Here is a 14,142-nt window from a genome sequence, read left to right on the forward strand (position 1 = left end):
GGAGTGAAGGGAATGACTCAGTTTCACCGCATCGCCGCTCTGTTGGCACTGATCGTTGTGCTCGGCGGTTGCACCAGCAAACCGGTGTACAACGCCAGGGAAGAATTTTCGCCGAACCTGGGCTTCACCCAGCAACAGATGAGCCGCGCGATCGTCACTGCGCTCAATGATCGGCAATGGGTGGTGCAATCGGTGCGCCCGGGCATGATCAAAGCGGCGATAACCGTACGGGGTCGTCATCACGCCGAAGTCGATATTCCGTTCACCCCGACCTCGTTCGAGATCGACTACCGCAGCAGCTACGGCCTCAATGCCAAGGACGGCAAGATCCACGGCAACTACAACCGCTGGGTCAACCGCCTGCGCGACAATGTGCTCAAAGAACTGTCGATCAATCCGGACATCGAAGCCGTCAACAACCTCGGCATCATCAAACAGGGCGCTGACGAGCCGACCTACCTGAGCTTCCGCGAAGGCGTCAAACGCGCCACCGACGCCGGCCTGCTCGACGGCAGCGTGAAGTTCTATCTGGCCGGCGAAACCCTGCCCAAGCAAGTGCGCAAACTCGACACCGTAAGCAGCAGCCGCAAGACCAACGGCTCGAACAAGTCGGACGAAGACGCCTGCTTCTGGGCTCTGCAATCAGCCTTGGCCACCCTGCAGAACGCCGCGAAAAACGCCGACGCCAACGCTGTGATCAACATCGCCAGCGTCGACCAGCGCGACCTGTACAAAGACACCGAAAAATTCCAGTGCCGCGCCGGGACATTGGTGTCGAGCGTCGCGTTGCGCGGGGATCTGGCGCACGTCGATTGAATAACTGACTAACTGACTAACTGATTGACTTCGGCCTGTGGTGAGGAGTTTTATCTCCTCGCCACAGGGAACGGATGCATCCAGATATCCGTGTCATTGTGCATAACCCATATCGCAAAAACGTATAAAAAACTGTTAGTTCTTACAGGTTCAAAAATCACTCGTCAGGTGGAAAATGCTGCAGCAAACTTCTCCGAAACCTGGTGACCATCATGACAACTTATACTGACGAGCAACTTTTGGCACTAACCGAAGAGCAGGCACAAGGACTTTCTCCTAAAGATAGACAATTTCGAGAATTGTTAATAAATGAACAAAATTCACCAGTAATATCAGTACAAACGCCCGCCTACAAAGATTCTATTGTCTCTAAACCTGATAATGAGGATATTGTTTTTATCTCGGAAAAACATTGATTGATTACGGCCTTTCGCAAATATTAAAAGTGCAGGATTTGGTGCAGCAGCCCTAACGGCAGGATCAAAAGATCACAGCCTTCTGCAGCTCCTAACATGGGATTCGGGCTTTCTTGCAGGCGCTGCCGAAGGCTGCGATCTTCAAGCGGACTCGACCTTGCGTGTAAGAAGGTCGACGAAAGCCTTGGCCATCGGCGATTTCTGCTCTTTGCGCTGCACCAGCCACACCGCCGAAATCGCTTGCGGATCGAGCAGCGGGCGGTAGACCACACCGTCGATGCGCATCCGCTGACAGGACACCGGCAGCACCGAACCCCCAGGCCCGCAGCAACCAGGCCGATGATGGTCATTACCTCGCCGGCCTCTTGGGCGAAGTGCGGGCTGAACCCGCGTCTCGGGGCAGGCTTAATAACTGCGCATATAAACCGCTGCCATAACTGCGCCGGGCTTTACGCTGCCAATTTTATAGCAGGAAACTTATATATAAAAAGGGCGGAAAAAACGTTCAGCCATGAAAAAACATTATAAAAACCTGTCAAGACTGACAGGTGCGAAGCGAATCGAATTTGCCCTACTCTTTCCTCGAAAATTCAAGATCCATAGCTTTTTAGGAGTACTTGAACCTGTTAATCCTTACTGGAGCTTAATGGAATGAGCACAACTATAAAAAATGAAGAAGAACTCAAGAATTTACTGGTAACCATGATGGTAAAAGCGACCAGTGATCTTAAGAGCGCGGGTCAGACATTCGAAGAAAAAGCAAAATACAGCTTCAAGTTGAAACACCGAGATCCAGACTCGAGCTTCGTCGTCCCCTATTCGTATATAGACACGCACATATTGACGATCAAAGTAAAAGCCTTCGGCTCACCGAACCCAATAACTCTCGACAAGTACATCGAAGACTTCCATTATGCCGACACCCACTTCTCCACGATTAATACTGAAAAAGAAGTAATAACGACCGACAATTTCACTACAATGAGGTGCCATATATTCATAAGCTTAAAAGCTTATGACCCGGACTCTCAAATTAATCTAATTTAAATCTATTTCACATACGTGGTTCAACTATCTGAGTTGACACATTGTATGTATGTAGCTTGTGCGCCTTACGCCTTCGCAAGCAGGCTCGCACACAGGGATCGCATTCCAAAGTGGAAGCGAGCCTGCTCGCGGAGAGGCCATCAGCCTTCACATAGAGTCGACCTTTCGCGTCAGCAGTTCGACAAAAGCCTTGGCCATCGGGGATTTCTGCTCTTTGCGCTGCACCAGCCACACCGCCGAAATCGCTTGCGGATCGAGCAGCGGGCGGTAGACCACGCCGTCGATGCGCATCCGCTGATAGGACGCCGGCAGCACCGAAACCCCCAGGCCCGCAGCAACCAGGCCGATGATGGTCATTGCCTCGCCGGCCTCTTGGGCGAAGTGTGGGCTGAACCCGGCGTCTCGGGCCAGGCTTAATAACTGCGCGTACAAGCCGCTGCCATAACTGCGCGGAAAAAACACGAACGGTTCCAGCGCCAGTGCCGAGAGGAACAGCCCTTGCTCGGAGCCCTGCGCCAATGGATGCGTGGAGCTGAGCACCGCGACCAACGGCTCACGCATCAATTCGACCACGCTCAACGAGTCCGGCAATCCCAGCGGACGCATGATGCCGACTTCGATCGATTCGTCGACCAATGCATCAGCGACCATGGTGCTGCTCATCTCCCGCAGGTTCAGATGCACCGCCGGGAAACGCTGGCGAAAGGCGAAGATCGCCTGCGGGATCGTCGAGTTGAACGGCGCCGACGAGGTGAAGCCGATCTTCAATTCACCCAGTTCCCCCAACTGCGCCCGACGCGCGACATCGGCGGCCTTATCGACCTGCGCCAGCGCCAACCGCGCCTCCTGTAGGAACAGCCGCCCGGCTTCGCTGAGTTCGACCCGACGATTGGTCCGTTCAAACAGGCGCGCGCCCACCTCGTGCTCCAGCGCCTGAATCTGCTGGCTCAGGGGCGGCTGGGAAATGCCCAGCACCTGTGCCGCGCGGCCGAAATGCAGTTCTTCGGCGACGGCGATGAAGTAGCGTAGATGGCGCAGTTCCATGGATTTCCCATTAGGTCGTGAAAGCTATCAAACAGGTCGAACAATATATTGGATAGAAACATTAGCCAGCTATATGATTTTTTCATTGCCTGCCTGGCTGTGCTCCCCCGAGGTCTGAAGTGAAAACTGCCGTTGCGCCATTAGCCCATGAAGTCCCGCCAGCTGCAGCGGACGATGCCATCGCCGAGCTGCAGGAGATCTTTATCGAAAAAGGCACACCGGCGTTCATGCGCACGGTGCTGGCGCTGTTCTGCGGCGGTTTTGCGACCTTCGCCTTGCTCTACTGCGTGCAGCCGATGATGCCGCTGTTGTCCCATGAATACGCGATCAACGCGGCGCAGAGCAGCCTGATCCTTTCGGTGGCCACCGGCATGCTCGCCTTCGGGCTGTTGATCACCGGGCCGATCTCCGATCGGGTCGGGCGCAAACCGGTGATGGTCGCCGCATTGTTCGCCGCTGCGCTGTGCACCATGGCCAGCGCGATGATGCCGAGCTGGCACGGCGTCCTGGTCATGCGCGCACTGATCGGCCTGTCACTCAGTGGCCTGGCGGCGGTGGCGATGACTTACTTGAGTGAAGAGATTCATCCGCAACACATCGGTCTGGCGATGGGCTTGTACATCGCCGGCAACGCGATTGGCGGGATGAGCGGGCGCCTGATTACCGGAGTGCTGATCGACTTCGTCAGTTGGCACACGGCGATGTTGGTGATTGGCGGCCTGGCGCTGATTGCGGCGGCGGTGTTCTGGAAGATTCTTCCCGAGTCGCGCAACTTCCGCTCACGCTCACTGCATCCGCGCAGCCTGCTCGATGGTTTCACCATGCACTTTCGCGACGCCGGCCTGCCGCTGCTGTTTCTTGAAGCGTTTGTATTGATGGGCGCGTTCGTCACGCTGTTCAACTACATCGGCTATCGCTTGCTGGCAGCGCCGTACCACCTCGATCAGGTGTACGTCGGGTTGCTCTCGGTGGTGTACCTGTCGGGAATCTACAGCTCGGCGAAGATCGGTTCCCTGGCCGACAAACTGGGGCGGCGCAAAGTGCTCTGGGCGACGATTGCGCTGATGTTCGTCGGCCTCGCGCTGACGATGTTCGCACCGCTGCTGTTGATCATCGTCGGCATGTTGATTTTTACCTTCGGCTTCTTCGGCGCGCATTCGGTAGCCAGCAGCTGGATCGGCCGCCGCGCGACCAAGGCCAAAGGCCAGGCATCGTCGCTGTACCTGTTCAGCTATTACGCCGGGTCGAGCATTGCCGGCACGGCGGGCGGGGTGTTCTGGCATCTCGGAGGCTGGAACGGGATCGGGTTGTTCATCGGGGTGCTGTTGCTGATTGCGCTTGGGGTGGCGTTGAAGCTGGCGAAGTTGCCGCCGCTGCAAGGTGTCAAAGCCTAAACCCTTGTAGGAGTGAGCCTGCTCGCGATAGCGGTGGGTCAGCCAGCACTTTCAGCGACTGACTCACCGTATCGCGAGCAGGCTCACTCCTACAATTGATCTGCGTACGACGTTGAATCGTGGAAACAAAAACGCCCGGCATAAACCGGGCGTTTTTTTATTGGGCGAAAATTAGTCGTGATACTGCGCCGACAGTTCATGCACCGCGCGCAGGAATGCGCCGGCATGTTCAGGATCAACCTCAGGCGTGATGCCGTGGCCGAGGTTGAATACATGCCCGCTGCCCTTGCCATAGCTGGCCAGAATGCGCCCGACTTCGGTGCGGATCGCTTCCGGTTTGGCGTAGAGCACGGTCGGGTCCATGTTGCCTTGCAGCGCGACCTTGGCGCCGACCCGGGCGCGGGCATTGCCGATGTCGCAGGTCCAGTCCAGGCCCAGGGCGTCGGCGCCGGCCTCGGCGATGCTTTCCAGCCACAGGCCGCCGTTCTTGGTGAAGAGGATCACCGGCACCTTGCGACCATCGTTCTCGCGGATCAGGCCGCTGACGATTTTCTTCATGTAGGCCAGCGAGAATTCCTGATACGCCGCGGCCGACAGGTTGCCGCCCCAGGTATCAAAAATCTGCACCGCTTGTGCACCGGCCATGATCTGGCCGTTGAGGTACGAGGTCACCGACTGTGCCAGTTTGTCCAGCAACAGGTGCATGGCTTGCGGGTTGTCGTAGAGCATCGCTTTGGTCTTGCGGAAGTCTTTCGACGAACCGCCTTCGACCATGTAGGTGGCCAGGGTCCACGGGCTGCCGGAGAAACCGATCAGCGGTACGCGGCCGTTCAGTTCGCGGCGGATGGTGCTGACCGCGTCCATCACATAACCCAGATCCTTGTGCGGATCAGGAATCGGCAGCGCTTCGATGTCAGCCATGGTGCTGACAACTTTCTTGAAGCGCGGACCTTCACCAGTCTCGAAGTAAAGGCCTTGGCCCATGGCGTCGGGGATGGTGAGGATGTCGGAAAACAGGATCGCCGCGTCCAGTTGCGGATAGCGGTCGAGCGGTTGCATCGTGACTTCGCAGGCGAATTGCGGATTCATGCACAGGCTCATGAAGTCGCCGGCGTGGGCGCGACTGGCGCGGTACTCCGGCAGATAGCGACCGGCCTGGCGCATCATCCACACGGGGGTGACGTCAACGGGTTGCTTGAGCAGGGCACGGAGGAAGCGGTCGTTCTTCAGGGCAGTCATGTCGGCATCCGGAAAAAAAGTGCGGGCATTTTCTCAGAGCGCGAGGCAAAAGGCACGGATGTGGGTCAGCCTTTTGTCTATCGGGTCAATTTGTCACGTTGGAATGCTGACTTTGCAACACCACAAAACACTGTGGGAGCTGGCTTGCCAGCGATGCAGACAACTCGGTTCGTCAGGTAAACCAAGGTGATGCTATCGCTGGCAAGCCAGCTCCCACAGGTATTGCATTGCAGTCAGCCGGACGGGTTCAGACGCCCAGGTAATCGAGGATCCCTTCAGCCGCATTGCGGCCTTCGAAAATCGCCGTCACCACCAGGTCGGAACCGCGCACCATGTCGCCACCAGCAAAGATTTTCGGGTTGCTGGTCTGGTGCTTGTACTGACCTTGCTCAGGCGCAACAACGCGGCCCTGGCTGTCGGTCTGGATTTCGAACTGTTCGAACCACGGCGCCGGGCTCGGGCGGAAGCCGAAGGCGATGACCACGGCATCAGCCGGGATGATCTCTTCGGAACCCGGAATCGGCTCGGGGCTGCGACGGCCACGGGCATCCGGTTCGCCAAGACGGGTCTCGACGACTTTCACGCCTTCAACCTTGTCTTCACCGACGATGGCGATCGGCTGGCGGTTGTAGAGGAATTTCACGCCTTCTTCCTTGGCGTTCTTCACCTCTTTGCGCGAGCCGGGCATGTTCGCTTCGTCACGACGATAAGCACAGGTCACCGACTTGGCGCCCTGACGGATCGACGTGCGGTTGCAGTCCATCGCCGTGTCGCCGCCGCCGAGCACCACGACCTTCTTGCCTTTCATGTCGACGAAATCTTCCGGCGACTTTTCAAAGCCCAGGTTGCGGTTGACGTTGGCGATCAGGAAGTCCAGCGCGTCATAAACGCCTGGCAGATCCTCTCCGGCAAAACCGCCCTTCATGTAGGTGTAGGTGCCCATGCCCATGAATACCGCATCGTACTCGGCGAGCAGTTGCTCCATGGTCACGTCTTTGCCGACTTCGGTATTGAGACGGAACTCGATGCCCATGCCGGTGAAGACTTCGCGACGATTGCTCAGCACGGTCTTTTCCAGCTTGAACTCGGGGATGCCGAAGGTCAGCAGACCACCGATTTCCGGATTCTTGTCGAACACCACCGGGGTTACGCCACCGCGTACCAGCACGTCGGCACAGCCCAGACCCGCCGGGCCCGCGCCGATGATCGCGACACGCTTGCCGGTCGGTTTGACCTTGGACATGTCCGGGCGCCAGCCCATGGCGAACGCGGTGTCGGTGATGTACTTCTCGACCGAACCGATGGTCACCGCGCCGAAGCCGTCGTTGAGGGTGCAGGCACCCTCGCACAGACGATCCTGCGGGCACACCCGGCCGCAGACTTCCGGCAGGGTGTTGGTCTGGTGCGACAGCTCGGCGGCCTGGAGGATGTTGCCCTCGGCCACCAGCTTCAGCCAGTTGGGAATGAAGTTGTGCACCGGGCACTTCCATTCGCAATACGGGTTGCCGCAACCCAGGCAGCGATGGGCCTGGTCGGCCGACTGCTGGGGTTTGAACGGTTCGTAGATTTCGACGAACTCTTTCTTGCGTTGACGCAACAGTTTCTTCTTCGGATCCTTGCGCCCGACATCGATGAATTGAAAGTCGTTACTGAGACGTTCGGCCATCACTAAAACCTCTTACACGACAGCTCCAAGCTACTAGCTTCAAGCTGCAAGAAAATCACATTAGTCCGGTACAACGCGCACTAGCTTCAGCTTGTCGCTTGAAGCTAGTGACTTGCAGCTGCGTCGTTATTGCGGACTCGCACGAGTACTGGAGAGCAGAGATTTCAGACTCGCCGCCTTAGGTTTGACCAGCCAGAAACGACGCAGATAGTCATCGAGGTTCTCGGCGAGTTCACGACCCCACTCGCTGTCGGTTTCCGCGACGTACTCGTTCAGCACGTTTTGCAGGTGGCTGCGATAGGCTTCCATCGCCTCGCCGCTGATCCGCTGGATTTCCACCAGTTCGTGGTTGACCCGGTCAACGAAGGTGTTGTCCTGATCGAGCACGTAGGCGAAACCACCGGTCATGCCTGAGCCGAAGTTGTAACCGGTCTTGCCCAGCACGCAGACGAAACCACCGGTCATGTACTCGCAGCAGTGATCGCCGGTGCCTTCCACAACCGCATGGGCACCGGAGTTACGCACGGCAAAACGCTCGCCTGCGGTGCCGGCGGCGAACAGCTTGCCGCCGGTCGCGCCGTACAGGCAGGTGTTGCCGATGATGGCGCTTTCCTGAGTCTTGTAAACGCTGCCCTTGGGCGGCACGATGGTCAGCTTGCCGCCGGTCATGCCTTTACCGACGTAATCGTTGGCATCGCCTTCGAGGTACATGTTCAGACCGCCAGCGTTCCACACGCCGAAGCTCTGACCAGCCGTGCCTTTGAAGCGGAAGGTGATCGGCGCTTTCGCCATGCCCTGGTTGCCGTGCTTGCGGGCGATCTCGCCGGAGATCCGCGCACCGATCGAACGGTCGCAGTTGCAGATATCCAGGTCGAACTCGGCGCCGCTCATGTCGTTGATCGCCGCCGAAGCCATCTCGACCATTTTCTCGGCCAGCAGACCTTTGTCGAACGGCGGGTTGCGCTCAACGCCACAGAACTGCGGTTTGTCCGCCGGGATGTGGTCGCTGCCCAACAGCGGCGTCAGGTCCAGGTGATGTTGCTTGGCGGTCTGGCCTTCGAGGATTTCCAGCAGATCGGTGCGACCGATCAGCTCTTCCAGCGAGCGCACGCCGAGTTTGGCCAGCCACTCACGGGTTTCTTCGGCGACGTAGGTGAAGAAGTTCACCACCATGTCGACGGTACCGATGTAATGATCCTTGCGCAGCTTCTCGTTCTGAGTGGCGACGCCGGTGGCGCAGTTGTTCAGGTGGCAGATACGCAGGTATTTGCAGCCCAGCGCGATCATTGGCGCGGTGCCGAAGCCGAAGCTTTCAGCGCCGAGGATCGCAGCCTTGATCACGTCGAGGCCGGTTTTCAGGCCGCCGTCGGTCTGCACCCGGACTTTGCCGCGCAAGTCGTTGCCGCGCAGGGTCTGATGGGTTTCAGCGAGGCCGAGTTCCCATGGTGCGCCGGCGTATTTGATCGAGGTCAGCGGCGAAGCACCGGTGCCACCGTCGTAGCCGGAGATGGTGATCAAGTCCGCATAAGCCTTGGCCACACCGGCAGCGATGGTGCCAACGCCCGCTTCTGCCACCAGTTTCACCGAAACCAGCGCCTGCGGGTTGACCTGCTTGAGGTCGAAAATCAGCTGCGACAAGTCTTCGATCGAATAGATGTCGTGGTGCGGCGGCGGCGAAATCAGGGTCACGCCCGGCACTGCATAGCGCAGCTTGGCGATCAGCCCGTTGACCTTGCCGCCCGGCAATTGCCCGCCCTCGCCCGGCTTGGCGCCCTGAGCAACCTTGATCTGCAGCACTTCGGCGTTGACCAGGTATTCCGGGGTCACGCCGAAACGGCCAGTGGCGACCTGCTTGATTTTCGAGCTCTTGATGGTGCCGTAACGCGCCGGGTCCTCACCGCCTTCGCCGGAGTTGGAACGCGCCCCGAGGCGGTTCATGGCTTCGGCCAGGGCTTCGTGCGCTTCCGGCGACAATGCGCCGAGCGAGATACCGGCGGAGTCGAAGCGCTTGAGCACCGATTCCAGCGGCTCGACTTCACTGAGGTCCAGCGGCGTGTCGAGGGTCTTGACCTTGAACAGGTCGCGAATCATCGACACCGGGCGGTTGTCGACCAACGAGGTGTATTGCTTGAACTTGGCGTAGTCGCCCTGTTGCACAGCGGCTTGCAGGGTGTTGACCACGTCCGGGTTGTAGGCGTGATATTCGCCACCGTGGACGAACTTCAGCAAACCGCCCTGCTGGATCGGCTTGCGCGGGCTCCAGGCTTCGACGGCGAGGGCTTTCTGCTCGGCTTCGATGTCGACGAAACGCGCGCCTTTGATGCGGCTCGGCACGCCACGGAAGCTCAGGTCGCAGACTTCTTCGGACAGGCCGATGGCCTCGAACAGCTGCGCACCGCGGTACGAAGCGATGGTCGAAATGCCCATCTTCGACAGGATCTTCAGCAGGCCTTTGGTGATGCCTTTGCGGTAGTTCTTGAACACCTCGTAGAGGTCGCCCAGCACTTCACCGGTGCGGATCAGGTCGCCCAGCACTTCGTAGGCCAGGAACGGATAGACCGCCGAGGCGCCGAAACCGATCAGTACGGCGAAGTGATGCGGGTCACGGGCGGTAGCGGTTTCAACGAGGATGTTGGAATCGCAACGCAGGCCTTTTTCGGTCAGGCGGTGGTGCACCGCGCCGGTCGCCAGGGAGGCGTGGATCGGCAGTTTGCCCGGGGCGATATGGCGATCGCTCAGGACAATCTGGGTACGCCCGGCGCGCACGGCTTCTTCAGCCTGATCGGCAACGTTGCGGATCGCCGCTTCGAGGCCGAGGCTTTCGTCGTAGTTGAGGTCGATGATGGCCCGTTCGAAACCCGGACGGTCAAGGTTCATCAACGAGCGCCACTTGGCCGGAGAAATGACCGGCGAGCTGAGGATCACTCGCGAGGCGTGTTCCGGCGACTCCTGGAAAATGTTGCGCTCGGCGCCGAGGCAGATTTCCAGCGACATCACGATCGCTTCACGCAGCGGGTCGATCGGCGGGTTGGTCACCTGGGCGAACTGCTGGCGGAAATAGTCGTACGGCGTACGCACACGCTGCGACAGCACGGCCATCGGCGTGTCGTCGCCCATCGAGCCGACGGCTTCGTAGCCTTGCTCGCCGAGCGGACGCAGTACCTGATCGCGCTCTTCGAACGTGACCTGATACATCTTCATGTACTGCTTGAGCTGGTCGACGTCGTAGAACGCCGAACCGTGGTCGTTGTCTTCCATGGTCGCCTGAATGCGCAGGGCATTCTTGCGCAGCCATTGCTTGTACGGATGACGGGATTTCAGACGGTTGTCGATCGCATCGGTGTCGAGGATCTGCCCGGTTTCGGTGTCCACGGCGAAGATCTGACCCGGGCCGACGCGGCCCTTGGCGAGCACGTCTTCGGGCTGGTAGTTCCACACGCCGATTTCCGAGGCGAGGGTGATGAAACCGTTCTTGGTGGTGACCCAGCGTGCCGGACGCAGACCGTTACGGTCGAGCAGGCACACCGCGTAGCGACCGTCGGTCATGACCACGCCGGCCGGGCCGTCCCACGGCTCCATGTGCATCGAGTTGTACTCGTAGAACGCACGCAGATCCGGGTCCATGGTTTCGACGTTCTGCCACGCAGGCGGAATGATCATGCGCACGCCACGGAACAGGTCGATGCCACCGGTGACCATCAGTTCGAGCATGTTGTCCATGCTCGAGGAGTCGGAACCGACACGGTTGACCAGCGGGCCGAGCTCTTCCAGATCCATCAGATCGTTGTTGAACTTGGTCCGACGGGCCTGCGCCCAGTTGCGGTTACCGGTGATGGTGTTGATCTCGCCGTTGTGCGCGAGGAAGCGGAACGGCTGCGCCAGCGGCCATTTCGGCAGGGTGTTGGTGGAAAAGCGCTGGTGGAACACGCAGATCGCGGTTTGCAGGCGCTCGTCGCTGAGGTCTGGATAGAACGCGGCCAGATCGGCCGGCATCATCAGGCCTTTATAGATGATGGTCTTGTGCGAAAAGCTGCAGATGTAATGGTCGGTGTCCGCGGCGTTGGCCACCGACGAACGGCGGCGGGCGCTGAACAGCTTGACCGCCATGTCCTGATCGCTCAGGCCTTCACCGCCGATATAAACCTGCTCGATCTGCGGCAGGCGCTCAAGGGCCAGACGGCCGAGGACGCTGGTGTCGATCGGCACTTTGCGCCAGCCGATCAGTTGCAGGCCTTCGGCGAGGATCTCGCGATTCATGTTCTCGCGAGCGGCTTCGGCCTTGGCCGGGTCCTGGTTGAAGAACACCATGCCGACGGCGTACTGCTTGGGCAACTCGACGCTAAAGGTTTCCTGGGCAATGGCTCGCAGGAACGCATCAGGCTTTTGAATCAGCAGACCGCAACCGTCACCGGTCTTGCCGTCGGCATTAATCCCACCGCGGTGGGTCATGCAGGTCAGGGCCTCGATGGCCGTTTGCAAAAGGGTATGACTGGGCTCGCCCTGCATATGGGCTATCAGGCCGAAACCGCAGTTATCCTTGAATTCATCTGGTTGGTACAGACCTGCTTTCATAGACACTTTCTCACCAGGCTGCCTCTATTCGAGGCAAATTTCTTTTCAATTCAACCACTTGCGTTCCGCGCCGAACGTACGCCGGCTTCGCGGGGGCAAAAGGGTGGTCATTGTACACAGCGACACAGAGGCTCACAAATTTGACGACGAACTGTCGCAAATTCATGTCGCATTTGTGAAAGGTTTAAAGCGATCTGCTGTGCTAGTCAAAACTTTTTTAAATTATGACTGCAACGACTCAAAGACTACTGTGACGCAGACACCACAAGGCACGCATCCTTTTCAGAAAGCGCGCACTCATGGAGATTTTGAGGTGCCGGGAGAGGCGGCCTGGGTAAGGCCGCCGAATCTTCAGCGAGTTGTTGCCAGTTCCTGTTGGACGCTGGCGACAGTGCGAGGCCAAGGTTTACCAGCCTGAACCTTCGCTGGCAAGGCCTTGATGGCAGAAACGGCCGCATCACGATTGGCAAAGTTGCCATAGGTAATCACGTAAAGCGGCTTGCCGTTGAGGACTTTCTTGAAATAACGGTACTCGCCGCCCTGCTCCTTGACGAAGTTCTGCGCAGCGGTTTCCGAGCTGGTGCCAAGGATCTGCACCACGTAGTTGCTGGTCGGCTGACCGGCGTACCAGCTGCCACCGGCGGCTTTGGCAACGGTGACCGGCTTATCGGCCGGTTTCGCTGCAGCGACTGGTTTGGCCGGGGCTGGCGCCGGTTTGGCGGCGGGTGCGACCGGAGCAGGCTTGGCGGTAGCAACCTGTGTCGGTGCTGGCGTCGGCTTGGCGGCTGGCAACGGCACCGGAGTCGGCGCCGGACCGGCCGGCACACCGGCTGGCGGCGCGGATGTGGTCACGGTGGGCGGGGTATCGCTGGAGCCTTCCAGCGGCACGCCGTCGTCGCCTTCGGTGATGCCACCGGCCGCTTCGGCCAGCGGCCCGCGCATGACCGGTTGCGAGTTGCCGACCAACGGCAGCGGCATCGGCTGGGTGTTGCCAGCGAATTCGACGTTGGGTGCCGCGCCATTGGCGGGGGCCTGACCCAGAGGCAACTGCGCCTGTTCATTGGCTGGCGCGCCGGTGGTTGGTGCCTTGTTGCGACCCGGCATCAGCCAGGCGGCGGCGACCGCGACCACCACGACGGCGGAAATCGCCAATACGTGTTTCTTCGGCATGTTGAACCCCATACTTGGACGCTTCACCGCAGAGCGGCTGGCAATCATGACTTCGATCAGAGCATCGCGAGCGACCTGGTTGATGTTGCCCGGCCAACCCTCGGAGCTTTCGTGAATATCAGAGATCTGATCCGCGGTGAAAAGTTCGACACCCCGGCCCGCGCCTTCGAGCCGCTGGTCGAGATATTCGCGGGTCTCTTCTTCGGTGTACGGCTGCAGTTCGATGACGTGGAAACGCTCTTCTTCAAGCTGCAACGCCTCAAGCTGAGCGATCAGCGACGACTCACCGAACAGGAACACATGCGGACGCCCTTCCGGCGTACCGGCGCCTAGCGCCATCAGCGCTTCGAGAGCGGATTCGTCGAGCTGCTCGGCGTCGTCCACCAGCAGATAGACTTCCTGGCCGGTTAGGGCGAGCTGGACGACCTGTTCGAGAATCGCACCGACCTCAGCCTGGGCAACGTCCAGCGCCTGCGCGACCTGGCGCAGCACACCGGCAGCATCGCCGGCGCCACGGGCGGAAACCACCACGCTCTGCACCGACTGCTTGTTGGTGCTGGCGACCAGCGCCTGACGCAGCAAGGTCTTGCCGCTGCCCTGCGGGCCGGTGACGACCAGCAACAACTGGCTGTAGCGCGCCAGATGATGCAGCTGACCGAGCACCGGCTTGCGCTGGGCCGGAAAGAATTTGAAGCCCGGCACGCGTGGCGCAAACGGGTCGTGACTTAACTGGAAATGGCCGAGAAACGCCTCGTCGGCATGCAAACTGGTCATCGGA

At 59.4% G+C, this 14,142-nt stretch carries 8 protein-coding genes and 1 pseudogene; 3 read left to right on the forward strand and 6 right to left on the reverse strand.

What is annotated here, in order from left to right; all coding sequences use genetic code 11:
• Nucleotides 1-12: 12 nt before the first annotated feature.
• Both M0746_RS23535 and M0746_RS23540 read left to right on the forward strand, forming a co-directional pair.
• Nucleotides 13-816 carry a hypothetical protein gene (locus M0746_RS23535; protein ID WP_258450767.1) on the forward strand — a complete coding sequence of 268 codons (804 nt, stop codon included), beginning with the start codon at nt 13-15 and terminating at the stop codon, nt 814-816.
• A gap of 212 nt (nt 817-1,028) precedes the next feature.
• Nucleotides 1,029-1,232 carry a hypothetical protein gene (locus M0746_RS23540; protein WP_208939055.1) on the forward strand — a complete coding sequence of 68 codons (204 nt, stop codon included), beginning with the start codon at nt 1,029-1,031 and terminating at the stop codon, nt 1,230-1,232.
• Between the two features lie 141 nt (nt 1,233-1,373).
• Here the strand turns inward: M0746_RS23540 and M0746_RS23545 are convergent.
• Nucleotides 1,374-1,674: pseudogene (locus M0746_RS23545) on the reverse strand (LysR family substrate-binding domain-containing protein); the annotation flags it as partial.
• A 752-nt stretch (nt 1,675-2,426) separates the two neighbouring features.
• A complete protein-coding gene (locus tag M0746_RS23550; protein WP_258450768.1) occupies nt 2,427-3,323 on the reverse strand; it encodes a LysR family transcriptional regulator in 897 nt (298 codons plus the stop codon).
• A 179-nt stretch (nt 3,324-3,502) separates the two neighbouring features.
• On the opposite strand from M0746_RS23550, the gene M0746_RS23555 reads away from it, so the two are divergent.
• Nucleotides 3,503-4,717 carry an MFS transporter gene (locus tag M0746_RS23555; protein ID WP_446731309.1) on the forward strand — a complete coding sequence of 405 codons (1,215 nt, stop codon included), beginning with the start codon at nt 3,503-3,505 and terminating at the stop codon, nt 4,715-4,717.
• Nucleotides 4,718-4,888: 171 nt separating this feature from the next.
• Here the strand turns inward: M0746_RS23555 and hemE are convergent, their stop codons facing one another.
• The 4 genes from hemE to M0746_RS23575 all read right to left on the reverse strand — a co-directional run bounded on the left by hemE (nt 4,889) and on the right by M0746_RS23575 (nt 14,138).
• Nucleotides 4,889-5,956 (reverse strand): uroporphyrinogen decarboxylase, encoded by a 1,068-nt coding sequence (hemE, locus tag M0746_RS23560; RefSeq protein ID WP_258450770.1) that lies wholly within the window; start codon nt 5,954-5,956, stop codon nt 4,889-4,891.
• 247 nt (nt 5,957-6,203) lie between these two features.
• On the reverse strand, nt 6,204-7,622 hold the full coding sequence (locus tag M0746_RS23565; protein ID WP_039757038.1) for an FAD-dependent oxidoreductase: 1,419 nt from the start codon (nt 7,620-7,622) through the stop codon (nt 6,204-6,206).
• Nucleotides 7,623-7,748: 126 nt separating this feature from the next.
• Nucleotides 7,749-12,194, reverse strand: a complete 4,446-nt coding sequence (gene gltB, locus M0746_RS23570) for a glutamate synthase large subunit (protein WP_258450771.1) — start codon at nt 12,192-12,194, stop codon at nt 7,749-7,751.
• 351 nt (nt 12,195-12,545) lie between these two features.
• Complete coding sequence (locus M0746_RS23575; RefSeq protein WP_258450772.1) at nt 12,546-14,138, reverse strand: AAA family ATPase; 1,593 nt, start codon at nt 14,136-14,138, stop codon at nt 12,546-12,548.
• Nucleotides 14,139-14,142: the final 4 nt, after the last annotated feature.

It is taken from the genome of Pseudomonas sp. S11P7 (assembly GCF_023195435.1).
Lineage (GTDB): Bacteria > Pseudomonadota > Gammaproteobacteria > Pseudomonadales > Pseudomonadaceae > Aquipseudomonas > Aquipseudomonas fluorescens_G.

Excerpts from the sequence above, each read along its gene's own strand:
- M0746_RS23535 (WP_258450767.1), top strand. The coding sequence starts at position 13 with ATGACTCAGTTTCACCGCATCGCCGCTCTGTTGGCACTGATCGTTGTG.
- M0746_RS23540 (WP_208939055.1), top strand. The coding sequence starts at position 1,029 with ATGACAACTTATACTGACGAGCAACTTTTGGCACTAACCGAAGAGCAG.
- M0746_RS23550 (WP_258450768.1), bottom strand. The coding sequence starts at position 3,323 with ATGGAACTGCGCCATCTACGCTACTTCATCGCCGTCGCCGAAGAACTG.
- hemE (WP_258450770.1), bottom strand. The coding sequence starts at position 5,956 with ATGACTGCCCTGAAGAACGACCGCTTCCTCCGTGCCCTGCTCAAGCAA.
- M0746_RS23565 (WP_039757038.1), bottom strand. The coding sequence starts at position 7,622 with ATGGCCGAACGTCTCAGTAACGACTTTCAATTCATCGATGTCGGGCGC.
- gltB (WP_258450771.1), bottom strand. The coding sequence starts at position 12,194 with ATGAAAGCAGGTCTGTACCAACCAGATGAATTCAAGGATAACTGCGGT.
- M0746_RS23575 (WP_258450772.1), bottom strand. The coding sequence starts at position 14,138 with ATGACCAGTTTGCATGCCGACGAGGCGTTTCTCGGCCATTTCCAGTTA.